Consider the following 21,855-nt stretch of genomic DNA (forward strand, 5'->3'; position numbering starts at 1 on the left):
TCACTATTAGCTATCTGTATGGGTCCAAAGCGTGTTTTCATCTTTTTTTTTACGACGATCAGTCGGTACCTGACTCAGACTCTTTTCCAGGACTTGTCGCCCCAAGTCGAGCCAAATCTCCTCAAATGACTTCTCGTAGTCATAGAAGGTAGGCTTACTTCTGAGGGCTTTGAGTTCGCTATATTTCTGGCGGGCCAAAGCCACATATTCTTCTTCGGTGAAGGGCAGGGAGTGTTCGTCAGGCATGCCCTAAGCTACGACATGGTTGCGACAATTTGAATTGCACCCAAAAAAACAGCCGAAGTCTATAGTAACTTTGGTTCGCTTTATCTGGCTCTTGGCAATAAAGACAAGGCGATGGATAGCTTTGTAAAAGCCCTTGGTTTGTACGAAAAAAACGGCCACCTGGCCGGTATGGGCGAAACGTATAGCAACATAGCGTCGCTGTATTATTTGATGGGTAAGGTAGATGATGCCATTCAATACCAGAAAAGCAGTATCGAAATCCGGGAGAAACTGAATGATACGAATGGCTTGGTTATCACCAATTTAAACATTGGGCAGCTTTACATTTTAAAAGGAGTCTACCCTTTGGCCTTTAACCACTTACAGCAAGCTATTGCCTATGCCCAACAGGTGAAAAAGCCAAAGTTACTGGCTTCGGCATATGCGGCTATGTCGGCCTATTATTCGCGGATAAAAAACTATACAGAAGCTCTTGACTGGCAAAATAAAGCCATCAACCTGTTCGAAGAAAGTAATGATAAACAGTTGTTGTCCCGGTTGTATGTTTCGGCAGGTAACCTGGCTAACGTTGCCAACGATTCGCTGAAGTCAATCAATTATTATAACCGTGCCCTGAGCCTGGCTACCGAGTTGAGGAATAAAGAAAATATTGGGAATGCACACGAAAAAATGAGCACCTTTTATGTGTCCCGCCATGATTATGAAAAAGGCTATAGTCATTATAAAACGTATACTATTTATCGCGACAGTATTGCAGAGAAAAGCAATCTGGCTAAAATAACGGAAATCAGAACGCAGTACGAAACCGAAAAGAAAGATAATGAAATAACCCGGCTACATACGCTGGAAACACTAAAAGAACTTCAAATCGATAAACAAAATGCCGTTATCGAAGGCAATGTACTGGAGGTAAAACAGAAACAAATCGAAATAGAAATACTATCGAAAGAAAAACAATTACAGGACGAAGAATTAGAGAAACAAAGTCTGCTTACTAAAAACAGAGAACAGCAATTGGCGTTGGCTGAAAAAGAGAAACAAATACGCGTTAATGAATTAGCTAACCAGAAAATAGTCAGAAACCTACTGTTGGGCGGCCTTGTACTATTACTATTTTCAGGGTTTACGTTTTTTAACCGGTTTAAACTCAAACGAAAAATACAGCAACAAGCCGATTTGCTGGCTATTCGCAACAGCATCAGCAAAAACCTGCACGACGAAATTGGCAGCACTCTCACCAGCATCAATATTCTGAGTAATGTATCCCAGAAAGCGATGCTCTCACAGCCCGAACAGGCCCGGGAAATGCTGACCAAAATTGTGGGTCAAAGCAAAGCAGTACAGGAGAAAATGAGTGACATTGTCTGGGCCATCAGGCCGGAAAATGAGAAAATCGAAAGCCTTGTTGCCCGCATACGTGAGTACGCAGCGCACACGCTGGAATCGCAGGATATCGAAACGATAATTTCCCTGGATGAGACGTTGCTGGACAACGAACTGTCGGTAGAAACCCGTAAAGAGTTGCTGCTGATTTGCAAGGAAGCCATCAGCAACATCGCCAAACATGCCGGTGCGTCGGCGGTTTCGCTGCTCTTCACGAAAAAGGATGGGCAGTTAGAGGTAAAAATTGCGGATAATGGTCGCTGGAAAGGCGGCTCTACCGGTACCGGCACAAAAAGTATGACCGACCGGGCTACCCAACTGGGGGGCAAACTCTCGATACTGCCGGGGCAGGATGGTACGATGATACTGGTGCAACTACCAATACCATGAATAGGGTATGGATTACCCAAAACGTACGCATTACTTTTGACGCATGAATCCAAAAGTGCTCATCTACGAAGACAACGAACCCCTGCGCGACAGCGTGGTAACGATGCTGGAATGGGATAATTCCGTAGCGGTCGTGGCGGCTTTTACAGATGCCAGTTCGGTCAAAAAAGACGTGCTGGCCTATACCCCCGATGTGATTATTATGGACATCGAGATGCCACACAGCAACGGGGTCGATGCCGTAAAAGAACTCCGCACCGTAAATAAAGAGGTGGCTGTGCTGATGTTCACCGTATTTGAAGACGACGAAAACGTGTTTAACGCCATTTGTGCCGGTGCCAATGGGTACATTTTGAAAAGTAACCTTGAGCTGTTGCAGGCTTCTATCCTTGATGTGCTCAACGGCGGTGCGCCCATGTCGGGAACGATTGCCCGGAAAGTGCTGGGCTTCATTCCAAAATATGAAACCAAAAAAGACCCCAACCTCGAACTACTGAGCAAACGGGAGAATGAAATTTTAGACTTTCTGGTAAAAGGCTACAGCTATAAAATGCTGGCCGCTCAGTTAGCCATCTCCATCGAAACGGTGCGCGTTCACATCAAAAGTATTTACAGGAAGCTCCACGTAAACAGCGCTACCGAAGCCCTCTACAAAGTATCTCAGGGGAAATAAGTCAGACTAACCAACGTCTATAGGCTCCCTGTTTTGGGGTGGCAACCGCTTTGTTGCCTCTACCTTCACTGTTTTATGAAAAAACGCCTGTTGGTCTCTCATAACCACCTCATAACGAATCTTCTGTACAACTTATAACCCGAATATGGTATTGTGTCATGTGGCGGGTTATACCACCTTTGTACATCGCCAAGGGGAACAGCAATAAGCCATTTTCAGGCAACTCACTGGCGTATTCATTCGTATCCAATCACTTAACTATCAATTAGTATGAAAACGCTATCATTATTACTCGTAGGTACTGTTCTGGTGCTTTTTGGCTGCTCAAAGCAGGATATGGCCGTTGTTGAGCCACAGCAAAACCAAACAAAATCGGACGCTAGTGCGCGTAAGATTGCTAATGTCGATCTGAAAATTGACAGAGTGATCTACAGTGGCAGCACTGTTGGTGATGGGGCTGGAGGGCGAATATTTCAAGTTACTATCATGGAGAAAAACATCGGTACAGCCACATCATTCGTTTCGACAACACAGTACGATGAGATAAAAGTGTATCAGCGGATGCGTAAGTCTGCAACTAGCTATTACAATCGCTATCTACGGTCGTACCGACGGACGACTGACTTAGCACCGAATACAGTGTGGACTAAACCGGCGGGAGGCTCAAACGACACTTCAGATTATATTTGGATTTCTAACCAGTATATGCCAACCGACGGTTCCAGGGCTATAGAGCTTGTTTTTGAGGCTGACGGTGGCCATTCAATAGCCGAGGGAAATGAAGCCAATAATTTCTCATCACCGATTCGGGTTACCTGGTAACCCGAATCGGTGCCAAACGGGTAAGTAGGTGAAACCTCAGCGGTGCAAAATAACACTGATTATTTACGTATTATTGGTTCCATGATTTGAGAGGAAGGCAGGGCAACCTCAGCCGCGTGTCAGAGCGGCTGAGGTTGCCTTTAATGGTAAGTGCCATTCTGCCGTTCAGCACATCGCACTGGTTCCATTTCATGTGCATTATCACGCTTTTAAGGCGCACGAAACCGATCCCATTTTATTCGCTTCGTTGAGTAGGTTTGCCTAAAGTAAGCTTACTGTCTCTGACAGTACTGATTACAGAAGGAATCTACCATGAACAGAAAAGACAACTTCCTGTTGCCCGCTCTAACGTTTGTCCTTTTAGCCGGATTGCAACTCGGGGGCCTTTCCGCTTTGGCACAGGGGCCGGGTCCGGGACAACGACCACCCCTGCCTCCCATACCCATAAAGGGCGATACGACACATACCTTATCCAAACACTTTACGCCAGCCTCTGCCGCAAAAAAAGCACCTGGTGCCAAGGGGTTTATTCAGCGCTGGCTCATGCTGGAACCGGTGAAGAAGGACATTGCCCGGAATAACATATTCACGGACAACTACCTCAGAACCGCTTTTTCCACCGATAATTTTTCCCCCGATTACACCACCGTTCCCAAAAATGGCGAAACGGTAAACGTGGGAAACCAGGATCTGACGTGGTACGCGTTGGATAGCAAGGCATTCAACGTTAATCTGTACCATTTTACCTACGCCCTGAACCAGCCAAGATTTGGAATACTGGTTTGGCTTGTCACCGTCGTCAATTGCCCCGAACAAATCAATAATGTCAGGCTGGCGGCCGGATGTAATTCTGGTAGTATGTGGTGGTTGAACGGCCAGGAAGCGTTGCTGCTTTCTGGCGACCGGGATATGATTGCCGACAATGGTACGTCTGCCCGTTTAACGCTCAAAAAGGGGAAGAATGTCATCCGTGGGGCGGTCATAAACGGACCGGGAATGGCTAATTTCTGTGTTCGTTTTATCGATGAAAAAGGGGCGCCCGTAAAAGGCTTTGGTATTACTTATCAGTAGAATTTATTGGTCTGTTAAAGCTTCCTTTTCTTTAATCTGCTCCACTTCTAAATCCCCTGAATGATTTTAATAAATTAACCGCAGAAATGCCGCCAGACTTTACCACCCCCAACCCCCTCCTAAAACAGGAGGGGGCCTGGAAAAGGAGACCTCGTTGCATAGCCCCATCCTGTTTTAGGAGGGGGTTGGGGGTGGTAAAACGGCGGTTAATAACTACAAATCAATAAGGGGACATAACTCGTATTTAGACAAAGTCCGGCACGGGCCGCCCGGCCTTCAGGAGAATAAAGATTCCTCCGCTGTCGGGATGACAGAAAAGCCGTTTCAAAATATCCTATCCTGTTTATACCTGAGCACTTACATGAAAAGAATGAACGTATCCTGCCTGACAGCCTTATTCGCTTTATTGACAACACAGACAGGATTAGCCCAGGTCGGAAGACCCTTCATCCATGACCCCTCAACCGTCGCCGAATGTGACGGCAAGTATTACACATTCGGTACGGGCGGTGGCGGATTGATTTCCGACGATGGCTGGACCTGGTACGGGGGCGGGGTGAGGCCGGGTGGTGGAGCGGCTCCCGATGTCATCAAACTGGGTAATCGTTACCTCGTGATATATGGAGCAACCGGCGGTTCCGGCAACCACAAAGGCGCTATTCTGACCATGTGGAACAAGACACTGGACCCAAAGTCGCCTGATTTCAACTACTCAGAACCGGTTGTGGTGGCTACGTCGGATGGCTACGAGGAGAATGACGCCATCGACCCCGGTGTTATGCTGGACCCTACTACCGGACGCCTTTGGCTAAGTTACGGCACCTATTTTGGCTTCACCCGCCTGATCGAATTAGACCCCAAAACCGGAAAACTTAAAGCGGGTAACAAACCCGTCGATGTAGCCATCGTATGTGAAGCCAGCACGTTAGTGTATCGAGACGGGTGGTACTACCTGCTGGCCACGCACGGCAGTTGCTGCGACGGGGCCAACTCGACCTATAATGTGGTGGTTGGCCGGTCGAAACAAGTAACCGGTCCTTACTTCGATAATGTAGGCAGAAGCATGCTGGAAGGGGGCGGCAAACTGGTGGTTGCTACTCGTGGCGGCTTGATCGGCCCCGGCCATTTTGGCCATATCGTTCTTGAGAAAGGCGTTGAGAAGATGTCCATCCATTACGAAGCCGATTTAGAGCAGGGTGGCCGCAGCGTACTGGGCATACTGCCGGTGGTCTGGAAAGATGGATGGCCTGTTGCCGGAGAAAAGTTTAAAGAAGGCACGTATGAAATTGAATCCGTAAGAAGGGGATATGGCTTGGAACTGGCCGTTGATTTTACCCGAATGCCCGTTGCACCACGGCGGTTTAGCCAGTCCGACAATGAACCCATAAAACCCGTTCCGGCCCAGCAATTAGCCGATGTACTAAAAAACTGGCCAACGGGTACCATTAACCTGAGAATAGGCGACTATATGTCCCGTCCCCATCAACAGTGGACAATTACCGATGCGCCTGATTCCACCGGGTATTTGGGCGGACCTTATTATAAAATTGTACTGGCAGGAACGGAGCGGGCTTTAGCGGCCACTGCCGATGCCGAAGTAATAACCGTACCGGCCTTTACCGGCACCCCCGAACAGCTCTGGCGAATCGACCAATTGACAGATGGTACCTACCGGATAATGCCCAGGACCGTTCCCAATTCAGGAAAGAAACTCGCGCTGGTATCGTCCGGAGACAGCACACCGACACTGGCAGAATTTGATTTCAGCAGCGATAATTCCAAATGGAATTTTAGGGCTTACTGAGACCACGTCGGTCGGTACGGTTCAATCAGGATAACACCCCGAACCGCGATTGCTTTCTGGCTTACCTTTGCGGTATGGATTACGTTGAAAAGCTGCCCGCCTGGTGGTTCAGCAACCATAACCCAAAAAATGGTCGACAGTTGATGATTGTGTGAGGGATCGTCTGTCTCAAAATACAATGACTGAACAAACGAGGAGTGTCAGGGAATGGGTGTACAGGCTGTTACTTTGTATAGTTTGCCGTTGGTTTTAGTGAAGAAGTAGAGTGCCCCGTTGGGACCTTCCCCGATTCGGAGGTCCGCTTTTTTACCCTGATTTAGTTCTTTAAAAGAAGTTGGCTGACCATTGATCCGGATGTCCAGTTCGGTTATTGTAGCCTGCTGCCCCTGCTTCAACTGCGCATCATCTACCAGGAACACCCGGCCACTGACTACATCGCCAAACACGTATTTATTCCTGAGCAGGGGTATTTCCTTACCCGAATACACGTACCCGCCCGAAATCGCATTTCCCTCGTCGTGGTCAAAAAAAGCAACCGGGTAGCGGTATGTGCCGGGATTCTCGGTTGGGGGCAGAGCGTAAACTTTATCCATTTTGGCCCGGTGATTGATCCGGTACGTGCCTTCTCGTTCGGGCCAGCCATAATCGGCTCCTTTAACGGCCAGATTCAACTCTTCGGCGTTGGTTTGCCCGATGTCGGCTACCAATAGCTGGCCATCGGGTAGCCAAGAAAAGCGGTTCGGGTTCCGGAAACCCCGACAATAGATTTCACCCATGGACGAGGAATCGTTCGCGTAGGGATTATCGGCCGGAATGCCGTATCGGCCATTTTTGCTATTTCGGTCCAATGGGTTGATGCGCAATAGTTTACCCCATATTTTACGGCTGTCGTTGCACAGGAAATAGTAGCCATTTTCGGTTGCTCCGCCATCGCCAATGCCGATATACAGGTTGCCGAAATCGGGGTTACCCCGGGTAGCCAATGGGTTGAAGGCAATCTCCTGCATACCGTGGATGGGTGATACCATGTCGATCCGCATCAATTCCCTGGGCTTGCCCCTGAAAAAAGTGGCTGAGGGGTTCTCAATCGCCCATTCCGTTACCACCCATTGCATGGCTACCGGAATGGAATCGGCATAGGTGAAATCTGCCGGGGCCGTTTTTGCCTTTTCGGTGTGTGTGGTGTAGAGCAGGCCGTTTTGAGTGAATAACGGATGAAGCGCGAAACTGCCAAAACCCGTACCTAAACCCGGTTTATTGATAAACTGCGCGAACTGCTCCCGCAAGTCCAGCACGGTTTGCAGGCTTTTATCCTGCATTCGGTACAAAATTCCCTGTAGATCGGCGATAAATAGCTGCTCCTGTGCACCCTGCCGCAACACCCGCATGGTGTTAATGCGGGCCACCGCCGGCGGGGCGTTGGTAATGGGGGCGGTCGTAATTTCGTCCAGCATCAGGCGCAGACCCGACGAGCCAATCTTTTGCGGCACCGGGTCGCTGATAGCCGCCCCCAGCGTTTTGTCCTCGGCTAAGGCCGTGGATTGTCTTCGATTTGCACCAATGTACTGGGTCAGTGCTTCTACTTCGGTGTCGCTCAACTGAGTAAAAGCGGGCATCATCAGTTTATACTGCCGATACAATTGGTTAGCCCGTTTGTCACCGTCTTCAATGAGCAGGGGGGCATTTCGGATAAACCGTTGCACCCAGGCCGGTGAAATGTCAGTGGGTATTTCGGCCAGATTGGGACCGATGCCCGTTTGCGAAAAGTTATGACAGGCCGAACAGTTCGTCTGGAACAACTGCTTCCCCTGCGCCAGCAGGGGCGTCTGATCCGACGTCTTGTATAGGGCGGGCTGACTCGGACTCCGGCCGGGCGTTTGGGCGATGAGCAGTCCGGCACAGCACAGGAATAACCCTGTCAGATAAAAACAGCGAATAAAGGATTGAATCATAGGATTTATTGACCCCCTTATCTGAGAGAAGCCCAAAGGGTTTGATTAGGGGGTAAAGCCTTTTTACTCCCTTTTCTTTAGCGGTTTCGTGATTAATTTATGGTTGCCCTGTGTTTATTGGCCCTTTTATCGGCGGTTGAGAACCGCTTTATAGTCTACCAACGGATGAGTAGTTGAATTATGGGTGGCCAGATAGTCGCGAAAAAACCTGCACCCTGTCGTTTTTGTCCCCCTTCGGCTGCTCTAAACTGCACTATATTTGTTGATAGCAAACCAGTAAACAATATGCAGAAAATCACGACATTCCTGACCTTCAACGATCAGGCCGAAGCAGCCGCAAGGCTTTATACTTCCACGTTTAAAAACGCATCAATCACCCGAATCAGTCGTTACGGCGAGGGGGCTCCCGTACCGGCCGGCATGGTAATGTCCGTTTCGTTTCAGCTCTATGGTCAAGAGTTTATGGCGCTGAACGGTGGTCCTAATTTCACATTTGCCAACGGTATATCGCTCTTCGTTACCTGCGAAACCCAGGCCGAAATCGATAGTTATTGGGAGAAACTCTCCGAAGGTGGGCAGGAAGGCCCGTGTGGCTGGCTAAAAGATGCTTTCGGGGTGTCGTGGCAAATTGTTCCCTCGGTGCTGGGCAGGCTGCTGGGCGATAAAGACCCGGAGAAAGCAAAGCGGGTGATGCAGGCCATGCTGAAAATGACTAAACTGGACATTGCTGCGCTGGAACAGGCCTAGTCGGCAAGTGTTAACGTGAAAAATAGACAGTAGAACACCGTGAGAAAAGTAAAATTACAAATACAGATGTCCATAGATGGATATGTTGCCCGGCCCAATGGCGAACAGGATTGGATGACCTGGAATCCAGATGACCAGCTTTGGCAGTTTATCAACTCCCTCGTTGATTCTTCAGACACTCTTTTGCTGGGTAGGAAAATGACAGACGACTTTGTGAGGCATTGGGAGAATACGGTCAGTGCCGATCCGGACAATTCATTTGCCAGGAAAATGGTCGATATCCCAAAAGTTGTTTTCACCAAAACGCTCGACAAATCGACCTGGAACAACACCAGTTTGGCAAAAGGAGATCTGGCCGATGAGATTGCCAACTTAAAAAAACAAAACGGGAAAGATATTATTGTTTACGGCGGTGCCGGGTTTGTTTCATCACTAATAAAGGAAGGACTTATTGACGAATACCATCTCATTGTAAATCCGGTCGCTATCGGCAACGGTATGCCAATTTTTAAATCGCTTGGCAGAACGCAGAAATTTTCACCCCTACAATCCAGACTCTATCCTGGGGGTAAAATTGTTTTGAGTTACAAACCAAATATCGATTGACAGAGCCTCATTGTTGAGCAAGTGCCGATTGCTTCGTTTCTGAATTATTGTTTTATGGCTATCAATCGCCATCGGTCACCAACTGCTCACTAATCGTAATCCCCAAATCCCGTTTGCTTTCTGGATTACCTTTGTGGTATGGATTACTTTAAGAAGCTGCTCGACCTGCTGAAACTGGAACGGGATGAAGACCGCATCCAGTACCATAACCTTACCCAGTCGACCAGTATTGCCGAGCGCCGGGCCAACGGCCTGACCTGGTATCCCATCGCCATCCGGGGTTCCGAAATGAGTCGGGGCGATTACGTAACCGTCGAAGTAGAACGGACGACTCATCAGGATATTTCCCATCAGCTACGGGCTGGTATGCCCGCCCTGCTGTTCAGCAACCACGACCCCAAAACCGACCGCGTCGAAGGCACGATCTCGTACCAGAGCGGCAACCGGCTCAAAATCACCCTGCTGACGGATGAACTGCCCGACTGGTCGCGGGATGGGAAACTGGGCATCGAAATGCTCTTCGACGATAAGAGTTACGACGAGATGCAGGACGCAGTCAAACTGGCCAATACCCTCGCCGAGGGCGGAAAAAACCGGCTCGTCAATATCCTTACGGGCGTGGCCGCGCCCACCTTTCACCCCGAACTCCCGCCCGTTTCCATTCCCCGGCTCAACGAGAGTCAGAACCGGGCAGTCAACAAAATTCTGGCCGCCAATGAACTAGCTATCGTACATGGTCCCCCCGGCACGGGCAAAACCACCACGCTGGTGCAGGCGATCAAGGCCCTGAATAAGCAGGATCATAAGCAGATTCTGGTGGTAGCCCCCAGCAATACGGCCGTCGATCTGCTGAGCGAGAAACTCCACGAAGAAGGGCTGAACGTGTTGCGGGTGGGCAACCCCAGCCGGGTGTCGGAACGGCTGATGGCGCTCACGCTGGACCATAAAATGAGCGATCACCCGATGATGCGCGAGTCGAAGAAGCTCAAGAAACAGGCTGCCGAGTTCAAGAACATGGCCCACAAGTACAAGCGCAGTTTTGGCAAGGCCGAGCGTGACCAGCGGAAAGCCCTGTTCGATGAAGCGCACCGGATCATGAAGGAGGTCAATAATACCGAGCAGTACATCATCGATGACCTGATCGGGAAAGCGCAGGTCATCACGGCGACGCTGGTGGGGTCCAACCAGTACATGGTCCGCAACCTGACGTTCCAGACTGTCGTGATCGATGAAGCCGGGCAGGCCCTCGAACCCGCCTGCTGGATACCCATCCTGAAAGCGCAGAAAGTGGTGCTGGCGGGTGACCCGTTTCAGTTGGCACCCACGATAAAATCAATGGAAGCTGCCCGGCAGGGGTTAAATGTTACCCTGCTCGAAAAATGCATTGCGCTGCACCCCGAAGCGGTGAATCTGTTGGACGAGCAGTACCGGATGCACGAGCACATTATGGGGTATTCGTCGCGGGTGTTTTACGGTAATCTGTTGCGGGCGCACGCATCCGTCGCGAGCCACGCGCTGTTTCCCGGCGACAGTGCCCTGTTGTTTATCGACACCGCCGGTTGTGGATTCGAGGAAAAACTGGCGGGTACGAGTTCGACCAATCCCGAAGAAGCGGCCCTGCTGGTCAAACACCTGACGCAGGCAGTGACTGAACTAAGCCAGACCTACACACCCGCCAGTTTTCCCAGTATCGCGATTATTTCGCCGTACAAACAGCAACTGGCGGTGCTGAACGAGCAACTCAGCCATGCCCCTGAGGTACAGCCGTACCGGGCCAGTATTTCGGTGAACACCATCGACAGTTTTCAGGGGCAGGAGCGCGATATCGTGTATATTTCCATGACCCGCAGCAATGACAGACAGGAAATTGGATTTCTGTCGGAGATTCGCCGGATGAACGTGGCCATGACCCGCGCGCGGAAGAAACTGATCGTCATTGGCGACAGTGCTACCCTATCGAGCCTGCCGTTCTACACGGATTTCATCACCTACGCCGAAAGTCTGAACGCCTATCAGAGTGCCTGGGAATGGGCATGAGGCTGGCCTGATGAACTTTCCTGTGTTGGGAACAGTAGCCTAACCTAAATGTGTCGATATTGCCAAAGCGATGTTACGAGCCGCCTGAATCTGAACCACCAGCGCCTATAAGTACCCATGTCTGACAACAACCCACCGTCTGCTTCACAACTTACACCTGACGACCAGGACAAGCTCCGGGAGTTAACTACCCAAAGCTGGAACCTCGAACTAGCCATTTCGGGGGTGGCTATGTTCGCCATTCTGCAATTGCCCGACCTGCTGGAGTACGCGTTCAGCTATATCCGGTTTAATTTTCTGACTCAGACCGACGGCCCGGCGGCCATGCTGCCGTCGCTGGCCTACAGCCTGATACGGGCCACCTGTTATGTGTTATTTGCGGCCTTCCTGGCTAACTTCGTGATGCGGGCTTTCTGGGTGGGGCTGGTGGGTCTACTGGCTGTTTTTCCGTCGGGCATTCGCTACGACCGCATTCCATTCTCGACACCCTACGCACAGCAACGACTGTCTGACGAACTCGGCCCCCTGGACCGCTATATTCTCTGGCTCGACAAACGGTGCAACATCGTGTTTGCCCTCGCCTTTCAGTTTGTATTTTTTCTGATCGTGGTAGCTGTACTCTATATGCTGGGGCTACTAATCTACTTAGTTGTTCAACCCAATGTACCAGCCAATGTCTGGTTTGGGGTCAAAATTGCCCTGGGTACCCTGGTGGCTGTGTTCTACATAGCCATTATCGTGCTGAGTCAAAAGAAGATAAAAGAAACACCCAGGGGCATTCAACTCAATTACCGGTTAACCAAGCTGATGCAATTGATGGCGTTGGGCACGTACAAACACACGTCCTACGTCACCAACACGTTTTACAGCAATATCCGGCCCGGCAAGCTGTTTCAGACGTTTGCCCTATTTATGGTGGTGTTTTTTGTGACATTCATCCTCGAATACACCGCCGATACAGCCAAAAGCAACGGTCGGGCATCGTTTCTTAACAGCCGTCATCTCTATACAGCCCGGATCGATAGCCTTTACATTAATCCTGCGTCCTACGATAGCCAACGCCAGGAGGGGACCTCCGTCGACGTGGCATCCATTCAGTCAGACGTGATACGGGAGCCTTATCTGCGCCTGTTCATTGGGTATCCCAAAGCCCTCGACACGCTGCTTACGCGGGTGGCACCCGAACCCGTCTGGAGCGATACGTTGTCGAGACAGGAGCGTCGCCGGTTGTTTGCTACCTGGAGTCGGCAACAGATTCAGCAACTGATTCGCATCACCGTCAACGATTCGGTCTACACCCAGCCCGACCTGTTCTTTACCAAAGCCGGGATGCAGGAACAACGCGGCTGGCAAACGGTGCTGGTGCCTGGCAACTTAAAAACAGGCAGTAATCTGCTTCGGGTGTCCGTGCAGGACCCCCGAAAAAAAGAGGCCGACGAAATGGTGGCTATTCCGTTCTGGTACGTACCTGAGCCGTAGCATACCCATTGGTAGAATGAGATTTTTTTTCCTGGTTTCCTGGAGTAGGAGCGCAATATCGTGTACATTTCCGTGACCCCGCAGTAACGACAAGCCTACCGTTCTTCTCCAATTTCATCATCTACGCCGAGGGGCTGGATGCTTATCAGAGCGCCTGGGAATGGGCGTGAGGTTAGATGTGCAAAGGAACAGCTTGGGCAAAACGCAGGTTACATCTTTATCATCTACTTGCATTAACTTCTGAATGACCATGAAAGCCGTTGGATTTAAAACCTCGTTACCCATTACCGACCCGAACAGTTTTCTGGATGTCGACATCGAAAAACCAGTGCCTGCCGGATACGACCTGCTGGTGAAGATACAGGCGGTTTCTGTCAACCCGGTCGATTATAAAGTCCGGCAGAATTCAGCTAAAGATACGGTGTTGGATACCCCCAAAATCATTGGCTGGGATGCCGTTGGTACGGTAGAAAGCGTAGGCGAAAACGTAATCCTTTTCAACCCGGGCGATGCCGTGTACTATGCCGGGGATATTACCAAATCCGGTAGTTACGCCGAATACCAGCTCATCGACGAACGGCTGGTCGGCAAAAAACCGGCAAACCTTTCAATCGAAGAAGCAGCTGGTGTTCCGCTGGTTGCCCTGACGGCCTGGGAGACTTTCTTCGACCGGATGCGGTTAAGTCCCGAACGGGATGCGGGCAAAACCCTGTTGATCATTGGTGGTGCTGGTGGGGTTGGCTCGATAGCGATTCAGCTCGCTAAAAAGTTACTGGGCCTGCGGGTCATTGCAACGGCATCACGCCCCGAAACCGCAGACTGGTGCCATAAAATGGGGGCTGACGTGGTGGTGAACCACCAGGATTTAGTGGATGAAGTCAGAAGTCAGGGCATTCAACACGTCGATTTCATTGTGGACTTTGTAAACACTAACGAATACTGGGATGCTATGGCCGAACTGATCAAGCCGCAGGGGCACATTGCCTCCATTACGGGCAGTGCCGAGCCGGTTGTGCTGAACAAGCTGAAGAGCAAAAGCGTGACGTTTTCCTGGGAACTGATGTTTACCCGGTCAACGTACCAGACCGACGACATGATCGAACAGCACCGAATCCTGAACCGCGTAGCTGCCTTACTGGAAATTGGCACACTGGTTCCAATAGTGAATCAGGTGTTGCACGGACTGTCGTCCGAAACGGTAAAAAGTGCCCATACACAATTGGAATCCGGGAAAACCATCGGTAAGCTGGTTATCATGTTTTAGAAGCTGTTTGAGTTAGCGATTTGAGACAGAAATTAGTAGATTTTGGTGGTAGGCGAGGCACTTTTTGAGTTCGTAGCTGTAGCTACGGGCGAAAAAAGTAACGCGGCCTATCGCCAAAAGATGCACTTTCGGGCCAAAGCGATTAATTCAAGCAGCTTCTTGTAGCCGTACTGAACAGATTGGGTTGCTAACCTGAGAAGCAGGGTTGCGCGGCACGTTCGTGCTGATGATCCGCTGCGCAGGCAGTCAGCAACTGATCGAAATGGAAGAGCCTGGTCCATTCCGCGTCCGGTTGCTGGGTTTCGCCCGACTCGATTCTGTCGAGGTAGCGTCTCATGTCAGTTATCTCCTGCTGACTGAACTGGATGATCATGGGTTGGCCTGTTGCGTGAATATCACCGGGACCTGGTGTCGCTTCTTAAACAGCAACGGATTTTCGTTCGTGACCCGCCGGAAAATCCTATTGAAATACGACAGACTTTCAAAGCCGCAGGCAAAACAGGCTTCTGACACCGTATAATCCAGCAACAGTAGTTTCTGCGCCTGACTGATGCGGTACTGATTCAGAAACTGCGTGAAGGTGAGGTGCGTTATCCGTTTGAAATACCGGCAGAATGCGGACTCCGTCAGGCTGGCCACCGCGGCTACTTCCGGAATGTCGATCTTGCGGGTGTACTGCTCCGCAATGAACTGGTTGACCTGTTTCAGCCGTTGCTGCTCCTTCAGGTTATACGCACTCGTCACGGCCTGCCCATGCAGGGATGTGTACTCAGTGCTGATGGCCAGTTCCTGAAAGATGCTCAGTAATGCCAGCAGTCGCTCAAAAGCGGGCAGACCGGCTAACTGGCTGAGCTTTTCTCCCACCCGCTGTTTGGTTTCGCCGTAAAACGAAACGCCCGAGCGTGCCCGATGAAACAGGGCTGTAATCGCTGAAAATTCGGGGGCCTGCCAGAACGTTTCGCCCAGAAAGGTTTCTTTCAGCTGCACCACCACCTCGCGGTGGTCGGTGGTAACGCCGTAATCGAACCGGGTCGCCGGAGCGATTGAGGTGGGGTACATTGGGACCGATAAACACCAGGTCACTACCCTCATAGCGCGAAATATGGTCGCCCACGTGCCGGGTGCCGCTGGCTCCCTCGATGAAAACGATCTCATACTCCGGATGGTAGTGCCACAGAAGAACGTCGCTCAGCCGGGGCGTCACCAGCAGGTGGAACGAACTATCGACATCCGGGGTGATTTGTTCCAGCGCAATCTTCATATAGTAGACGATTTTGCCATAAAATGACCTGATAAGTGTTAAAAAGCGATAAGAAGAGCAATATAGTGCAAAAAGTGGCCAGTTTTGTCGTAACAGCTATCCTGACCGCTAAACTACCTTTGTTACAATAAAATCACGTCTAAACACTACTGACATGGAAGTAACGCCAGCCACAATGACACCCACGATGGCACAAAGTATGGCCCCTAATAATGCGCACAAAGACATTCCGGGTAACCCCTCAACCGCAACCAGCAGCAAGCTCAAACTGAACGACCGTAGTGGCAACGACGCCGATAAACCCCTGCGGGTGCTGTCGGAAGCTGACTGGCAGTTCTGGAAAGAGAACGGCTATATCGTGATCAAACAGGCCGTTCCCCGCGAGCAGGCCGAACGGCTGGCTAATTTCCTATGGGAATTTGAGGAAAAAGACCCCAGTGACCCCACTACCTGGTACGCGCCACCCCGCGCTGAGATGAAGATGAAGGAACTGGCCGGGAGTGGCATGGTCGAACTGTACAATCACCAGTATGAGTGGGACAACCGACAGATGCCGCGGGTCTACGACGCCTTCGTCGATATTTGGGGCACCGAAAAACTCTGGGTCACCATCGACCGGGCCAACCTGAACTTGCCCCTGCGCCCGGAAGATACCTTCAAAGGCTTTATTCACTGGGATTATGACCCCGAAACCCGGCCGCAAAACGTGCAGGGTGTGCTGGCCCTTGCCGACCAGAACGACGAAAATATGGGTGGTTTCCAGTGCATCCCTGAGCTTTACCGAAATTACGACACCTGGAAACTCACCCAACCCGAAGACCGCAACCGGTTTAAACCCGACATCACGGGGCTGGAAGACAAACTGGTAAAGGTGAAAATGGACGCGGGCGATCTGCTGATTTTCAATAGTACGCAACCCCACGGCATCCGGCCCAACCGCTCCGGTAATAAGGTACGAATAGCGCAATACATATCCATGATGCCCGCCGAAGAAGATAACGAAGCGTTGCGGCAGTGGCGCATCACCTCCTGGCGCGACCGGGTAGCCCCCGAAGGGTACGCCTTCCCCGGCGACCCACGCCACTGGGAGCGTGACCGTCACCAAACCGCCGAATTGAACGAACTGGGCCGTAAACTCCTCGGTCTCGACTTGTGGGATGAGTAGGCGTAGGGCTGGCTGCTTTACTGTTCATTTAGTCTATCCTGTGAACGGGTATTCCCAAATACTTTTTTTGAGCATAGGGGAAAGCTTTCCTAGCTTTACCCCATGAACACAATACTTGAGGACGACATGGCGCGGCTGGCGCTTCAGGAAGAACAGCTACAATTCGATTCCTTTTCGGCCGATATGGCCTGGCAACTGGGTATGCACCTGAAAGAAGCGGTCGAAGCCCGTGGTAAAGCAGCCGCTATTGAGATTCAGCTAACGGATTTTCCGTTGTTCTTCTACGCGATGCCCGGTACAACGCCGGATAACGGCGACTGGATTCGGCGGAAGCGCAACGTGGTACAACGGTTTCACCGAAGTTCCTACGCCATGCGGATGGAGCTACGGAAGAAAGGAACGACGCTCACTGAACAGTCGGGACTTTCGTTGCGGGACCATGCCACGGCGGGCGGGGGATTCCCGATTCTGTTGCGCGGTATGGGGTGCATTGGAACCATCGCGGTATCGGGTCTGCCGATGCGCGATGACCACAATATCATCGTTGAAGTGCTGGCCAACTGGCTTAATCGGTCATTGAGCGAACTGGCACTCGGACCGGCGGATGATATGGATGATTGATTGAAGAAAATGGATAGCGTTTAAACGGTTTTGTAAAGTCTATAATGCGGTCCAGTCAATCCCCTTTTTCGTGGAGCTGATAACATAAAACGGCCTGCTCCCATAGAATACATTCTATTAGAGCAGGCCAGAAAACGGGTATATATGTCAATGAGAAGCTTGTCCGTGGCAAAAATTGCCGGACTGTCTTCATCCCTGTGCATTACTATTGCTAGTTGAACTTCAGGGCATCCTTTGCATCGTTTATGCCTGACTTGGCAGCCGAGGCCGTTTCATCGACCGACTTGTTGTAAGCCGTTTTGGTTTGGTCGCGCTTGTAGTCGACTGTCTCCTGCGTCTCATCCTTGTACTTATCGAATATCTGCTCCGCTTCGTCAGCGTACCGGTCTGCCTGATTTTCAGCCTTACCCGTAAACTGATCGATTTGGGATTTCACCTGGTTCAGGCCCTCTTCCCACTGATTCTGTAAATCATTGGCACCTTTCGTCAACTTCTCACGCGTGTCTTTACCGCTGCGGGGGGCTGTCAGGTAGCCAATCGCCAAACCCGTTAATACTCCTTTTAAAAAGCTCATAATGGTATATCTTTTAATTCGTTCTGGGATTGATGACTGACCAGGGAAAATTATGCCATAACCTAGAGTGAATTGGCAATAAATTGACTATCAGTGAATTGAATTTTGTTCAGGCGTTTATAGGCACTAAATCAATTTGTGTAGTGGGTACTTTTTTCTACAAGTTAGGGGCCATTCGTAGGCGTGAACTAAAATAAAAAGGCCGCTACGTGTGCATAGCGGCCCGGTAACATTTCGGTTAAGAGAGGAACAGTCAACGTTTCTCTGAAATCAATTCCCGGATATCGTCAATGATTTTTCTGGCCAGGTAGTCAGCCGTAGCGAGCGTATCCGATTCGGAGTATATCCGGATTATAGGTTCCGTATTTGACTTCCGAAGGTGTACCCATTCTTTATCAAACTCAATCTTGACTCCGTCTATGGTGTTGATTGGATTACGGGCGTATTTGGTCTTTATCCGTTCCAGCACGGCATCTACATTGATATCGGCGGTCAGTTCAATTTTATTTTTGGAGATGTAATAGTTGGGATAGGTCCGGCGAAGCATGGATGCCGATCGCCCCGATTTAGCCAGATGGGTAAGAAACAAAGCGATACCCACCAGCGCATCGCGTCCGTGATGCAAATCGGGGTAAATGATACCGCCGTTCCCTTCACCACCGATTACCGCCTGGTTTGCTTTCATCATCTCAACTACGTTGACCTCTCCCACGGCCGAGGCAAAATGCTGCCCACCGTATCGTTGGGTCACATCGCGCAGCGCAACGGTGCTCGACATATTTGAAACGGTATTGCCTGGTAGCTCACCAATGGCCGACCGGTGTTTGAGTACATAATCAGCGACCGAAACCAGCGTGTATTCTTCACCAAAGGGAGAGCCATCTTCACAAATGAGGGCTAACCGATCCACATCCGGGTCTACCACGATACCCAGATCGGCATTGCCTTTCTGCATCTCCTTGATAATGTCGCGCAGATTTTCGGGTAGTGGTTCGGGGTTGTGGGCAAAGTCGCCCGTTGGTTCGCAGTGGAGTTTCGTGATTTTTTCTACGCCCAGTGCTTCCAGCAGGAGCGGAACGGCAATACCCCCAGTTGAGTTGACGGCATCAACAACGAGCCGGAAGTTTCGTCCGGCAATTGCATCGCGGTCAACCAGCGGCAAATCCAGGATCAGATCGATATGCTTCTGTAGCCAGGTTGAGTCGGTCCGGTATTGCCCTAGTTTACGTACCTCCACAAAGTCGAAGGACTCGGTTTCGGCAATTGCCAGTACATCAGCTCCATCCTGCGCCGAGATAAACTCACCGGTTTCGTTGAGTAGTTTAAGGGCGTTCCATTGAATAGGATTATGGCTCGCGGTCAGAATGATGCCCCCCGCTGCCTCTTCGCCCGTTACGGCCAGCTCCACCGTTGGCGTTGTTGACAAGCCTAAATCTATAACGTTCAACCCAATGCCCTGTAGGGTGGCTGCTACCAGTTTGGATACCATTTCTCCCGACAAACGGCCATCCCGCCCAATCACAACGGTTTGTCGGTCAGGGCTTTGTTGTTTGAGCCAATGGCCAAAGGCGGCTGTAAACTTAACTACATCCAGGGGTGTCAGCCCGTTTCCGCTGCGCCCCCCAATCGTTCCTCTAATCCCGGAAATAGACTTAATTAATGCCACGTGCTGGGTTTACTAAATACGTTAAATATGGGGGCAAAGATAGGAAATAGTGATGGTAAGCAGCACAAAGCTTTAACAGCTCATTAATGCTATAGACGCTATAGAAACGTTAGTTCTGAGCGCAGGACGGACTTGGCCCGGCCCGTGAACATACCACTGATGGGGGCAACCAGATCGGGCTGCCCCGTTGAGGCCAGAAAAATATGCCGGTTAACCACCACCGACCCTTCTGTGGGGTCGAAGCCCCGCCAGCCTGCGCCGGGCAGGTATACTTCTGCCCAGGCATGAAGTTCATGCTCCTGCTGGGGATTGCCAAATAGGTAGCCACTCACAAACCGGGACGCGATGCCCAGGCTCCGGCAGGCAGCAATAAACAGCGTTGCATAATCGCGGCAGGAGCCTTTCCGCTGGCTCAGCGTTTGTTCGGGCGGGAAGGCCGCGCCCTCTTCCCGGATCTCGTAGGTGAACTCCCGAATCGTTTGATTGAGCGTCGTTAAAAAGGAGGTTGTCTGCCACCCCGATCCGGAAGCCAGCCGCCGGGCCCAGGTTTCTATATGCTCCGATATGTCCACCCGCTCCAGATAGGGACGAAGCAGGGACTCCACTTCTTTGGGGTACCGGAACGGTACGGTTTGCGTGTCAAAGGGGAATAAAACAAAATCGAACGAGTTAAACTCTTCTGAATAGAGTTCAATCTCGACGCAAACGTTCAGGTAGCGCGTTGGCTGACTAAAATACACCAGTTGCTGTACGTTGCCTTCAACATCGATATTCCGTACAATCTGGGCTGGTTTCGGATCAATAGATAATTTGTAAGACAGCAGCCGCTGGTAGGGGTACATGCGGGGATACAGGTAAAGCGTTTGCGGCCCCAGAGCCACCGGCATATCGTATGTGTATTCTGATTCGTGCCGAACGTGGAGGTTCATGTTTTTTTGTTGTAGGATGTAGGATATGCGCTATATATTGATCTATAGCAGGGCGATTGAGGTTTACGCATCAGCTATACATTCTGTAGTATACATCATATATCTTTCACCGCTCTTACTTTTTCAAAGATTGGGTCCATCCAGGTAGCGGGAAGTTTTCGTACCGAGTTGCTGAGCAGCGCACTCCACTGGTGCGATACCTCATCCATGTCCTCTTTCTCAAGTCGATACTCGGTCATGTGGAAACTATCTTTGGGGTAAATCACAATATCCAGCGGGTAATCGACATCGCTGGCACTAACCCGGGTGGCATCGAAAGCCAAAAAGCCGATTTTGAGGGCGTCCTGTAAACTGGATTCGTACGATAGGTTTCGGAACAGGAGTGGTTTGCCGTAGCCGGAGTTTCCAATAATCTTGAACGGTGATCCCTGATCTACCTCCACCCAGTTGCCTTCGGGGTAAAGCATGTATAGTTTGTGTTCCGTATCATCTTCAAGCTGGCCCCCTACAATGGCGTGCAGGTTGAAGTTCAACCCATTGGCAACAATAGACGATTTATCTTCCTGAGCGACACGCTTTACCTGTTCGCCAAACGCGTTGACTGCCTTATACAGTTTATTGAATGAACGGTCCTGCTCGGTAAGCACTTCACTAAAGTAAGTGATGGCTTTGTCCCGGACGGAACGTAAACCCGAGGTCATAATAAACAGCGAATGATTCTCAACTTCGTGAACCGAAATCTTTCGGTTCGACGAAACTTCTGTGCCGGAAGTTAACCGTCTATCGGCGATAGCAACCAGGCCCGAAGCAACTTTAACGCCTAAACAATATGTCATTCGATACAGAGGGTAAAGCAGGAGCAGCACAGTAGTGCAAGAGTAAATGCCTCCAGGTACTGCACCGGACAAATATACAGATTGCCCCCGTTTTTGTTCGATTTGCTACTCGTTTTCCCGAAAAATGATATTGTGTGTTGTTAAATTCCTGTAATGTGCTAGCCAGGGAAGAACAGCGGTAAGCAGCAAAAATGAGACCTCTGATCTATATTATTGTAGGGAAGACTGGATTTACCAGCAATTACCGGTAGGCTGGCCCTTTAAAGGTACTCGTAAAAAATAGTCAGGCAGGGTAATACCCATCCATTATGCGGGTCTCGAACGGATAT

At 50.5% G+C, this 21,855-nt stretch carries 19 protein-coding genes and 1 pseudogene; 13 read left to right on the plus strand and 7 right to left on the minus strand.

Annotation, left to right across the window (positions count from 1 at the left end):
• Nucleotides 1-246: pseudogene (locus B157_RS0113200) on the minus strand (ISLre2-like element ISRsl1 family transposase); the annotation flags it as partial.
• Nucleotides 247-279: 33 nt separating this feature from the next.
• On the opposite strand from B157_RS0113200, the gene B157_RS35290 reads away from it, so the two are divergent.
• The 5 genes from B157_RS35290 to B157_RS0113225 all read left to right on the plus strand — a co-directional run bounded on the left by B157_RS35290 (nucleotide 280) and on the right by B157_RS0113225 (nucleotide 6,389).
• Nucleotides 280-2,019: a tetratricopeptide repeat-containing sensor histidine kinase gene (locus tag B157_RS35290; protein ID WP_281168463.1), complete on the plus strand. Its 1,740-nt coding sequence runs from the start codon at nucleotides 280-282 to the stop codon at nucleotides 2,017-2,019.
• Between the two features lie 43 nt (nucleotides 2,020-2,062).
• Nucleotides 2,063-2,692 (plus strand): response regulator, encoded by a 630-nt coding sequence (locus B157_RS0113210; RefSeq protein ID WP_020603790.1) that lies wholly within the window; start codon nucleotides 2,063-2,065, stop codon nucleotides 2,690-2,692.
• A 270-nt stretch (nucleotides 2,693-2,962) separates the two neighbouring features.
• On the plus strand, nucleotides 2,963-3,514 hold the full coding sequence (locus B157_RS0113215; protein ID WP_020603791.1) for a hypothetical protein: 552 nt from the start codon (nucleotides 2,963-2,965) through the stop codon (nucleotides 3,512-3,514).
• 312 nt (nucleotides 3,515-3,826) lie between these two features.
• The gene (locus tag B157_RS0113220; RefSeq protein ID WP_020603792.1) at nucleotides 3,827-4,585 is read left to right on the plus strand and encodes a hypothetical protein; all 759 of its coding nucleotides are present in this window, start codon (nucleotides 3,827-3,829) and stop codon (nucleotides 4,583-4,585) included.
• 361 nt (nucleotides 4,586-4,946) lie between these two features.
• Entirely contained in the window at nucleotides 4,947-6,389 is a 1,443-nt protein-coding gene (locus B157_RS0113225; RefSeq protein WP_026308675.1) for a family 43 glycosylhydrolase, read from the plus strand.
• Between the two features lie 200 nt (nucleotides 6,390-6,589).
• Here the strand turns inward: B157_RS0113225 and B157_RS0113235 are convergent, their stop codons facing one another.
• Nucleotides 6,590-8,341, minus strand: coding sequence for a PQQ-dependent sugar dehydrogenase (locus B157_RS0113235; RefSeq protein ID WP_020603795.1), 1,752 nt, complete (start codon nucleotides 8,339-8,341; stop codon nucleotides 6,590-6,592).
• 285 nt (nucleotides 8,342-8,626) lie between these two features.
• Here B157_RS0113235 and B157_RS0113240 point away from each other — a divergent pair, with 285 nt between their 5' ends.
• The 5 genes from B157_RS0113240 to B157_RS0113260 all read left to right on the plus strand — a co-directional run bounded on the left by B157_RS0113240 (nucleotide 8,627) and on the right by B157_RS0113260 (nucleotide 14,474).
• A complete protein-coding gene (locus B157_RS0113240; RefSeq protein ID WP_020603796.1) occupies nucleotides 8,627-9,088 on the plus strand; it encodes a VOC family protein in 462 nt (153 codons plus the stop codon).
• A gap of 39 nt (nucleotides 9,089-9,127) precedes the next feature.
• The gene (locus tag B157_RS0113245) at nucleotides 9,128-9,694 is read left to right on the plus strand and encodes a dihydrofolate reductase family protein (RefSeq protein WP_026308676.1); all 567 of its coding nucleotides are present in this window, start codon (nucleotides 9,128-9,130) and stop codon (nucleotides 9,692-9,694) included.
• A 138-nt stretch (nucleotides 9,695-9,832) separates the two neighbouring features.
• Nucleotides 9,833-11,731 (plus strand): AAA domain-containing protein, encoded by a 1,899-nt coding sequence (locus tag B157_RS0113250; RefSeq protein ID WP_020603798.1) that lies wholly within the window; start codon nucleotides 9,833-9,835, stop codon nucleotides 11,729-11,731.
• A gap of 117 nt (nucleotides 11,732-11,848) precedes the next feature.
• Nucleotides 11,849-13,210, plus strand: coding sequence for a hypothetical protein (locus B157_RS0113255; protein ID WP_020603799.1), 1,362 nt, complete (start codon nucleotides 11,849-11,851; stop codon nucleotides 13,208-13,210).
• A gap of 250 nt (nucleotides 13,211-13,460) precedes the next feature.
• Nucleotides 13,461-14,474, plus strand: coding sequence for a zinc-binding alcohol dehydrogenase family protein (locus B157_RS0113260; protein ID WP_026308677.1), 1,014 nt, complete (start codon nucleotides 13,461-13,463; stop codon nucleotides 14,472-14,474).
• 369 nt (nucleotides 14,475-14,843) lie between these two features.
• Here the strand turns inward: B157_RS0113260 and B157_RS35295 are convergent, their stop codons facing one another.
• The gene (locus B157_RS35295) at nucleotides 14,844-15,533 is read right to left on the minus strand and encodes a helix-turn-helix domain-containing protein (protein ID WP_020603802.1); all 690 of its coding nucleotides are present in this window, start codon (nucleotides 15,531-15,533) and stop codon (nucleotides 14,844-14,846) included.
• Between the two features lie 43 nt (nucleotides 15,534-15,576).
• Here B157_RS35295 and B157_RS40270 point away from each other — a divergent pair, with 43 nt between their 5' ends.
• The 3 genes from B157_RS40270 to B157_RS0113280 all read left to right on the plus strand — a co-directional run bounded on the left by B157_RS40270 (nucleotide 15,577) and on the right by B157_RS0113280 (nucleotide 17,521).
• Nucleotides 15,577-15,762, plus strand: a complete 186-nt coding sequence (locus B157_RS40270) for a hypothetical protein (RefSeq protein WP_020603803.1) — start codon at nucleotides 15,577-15,579, stop codon at nucleotides 15,760-15,762.
• 127 nt (nucleotides 15,763-15,889) lie between these two features.
• Entirely contained in the window at nucleotides 15,890-16,900 is a 1,011-nt protein-coding gene (locus B157_RS0113275) for a phytanoyl-CoA dioxygenase family protein (protein ID WP_020603804.1), read from the plus strand.
• Nucleotides 16,901-17,002: 102 nt separating this feature from the next.
• Entirely contained in the window at nucleotides 17,003-17,521 is a 519-nt protein-coding gene (locus B157_RS0113280) for a heme-degrading domain-containing protein (protein WP_026308679.1), read from the plus strand.
• Between the two features lie 211 nt (nucleotides 17,522-17,732).
• Here B157_RS0113280 and B157_RS0113285 read toward each other — a convergent pair whose 3' ends face one another.
• The 4 genes from B157_RS0113285 to B157_RS0113300 form a co-directional block, all read right to left on the minus strand.
• Complete coding sequence (locus B157_RS0113285) at nucleotides 17,733-18,095, minus strand: YtxH domain-containing protein (RefSeq protein WP_020603806.1); 363 nt, start codon at nucleotides 18,093-18,095, stop codon at nucleotides 17,733-17,735.
• Between the two features lie 253 nt (nucleotides 18,096-18,348).
• Nucleotides 18,349-19,761, minus strand: a complete 1,413-nt coding sequence (gene glmM, locus B157_RS0113290; RefSeq protein ID WP_020603807.1) for a phosphoglucosamine mutase — start codon at nucleotides 19,759-19,761, stop codon at nucleotides 18,349-18,351.
• A 98-nt stretch (nucleotides 19,762-19,859) separates the two neighbouring features.
• Complete coding sequence (locus B157_RS0113295; RefSeq protein WP_020603808.1) at nucleotides 19,860-20,690, minus strand: transglutaminase family protein; 831 nt, start codon at nucleotides 20,688-20,690, stop codon at nucleotides 19,860-19,862.
• A 95-nt stretch (nucleotides 20,691-20,785) separates the two neighbouring features.
• Nucleotides 20,786-21,526 carry a proteasome-type protease gene (locus tag B157_RS0113300; protein ID WP_020603809.1) on the minus strand — a complete coding sequence of 247 codons (741 nt, stop codon included), beginning with the start codon at nucleotides 21,524-21,526 and terminating at the stop codon, nucleotides 20,786-20,788.
• Between the last annotated feature and the right edge of the window lie 329 nt (nucleotides 21,527-21,855).

The organism is Spirosoma spitsbergense DSM 19989 (genome assembly GCF_000374085.1).
GTDB classification, from domain to species: Bacteria; Bacteroidota; Bacteroidia; order Cytophagales; family Spirosomataceae; genus Spirosoma; species Spirosoma spitsbergense.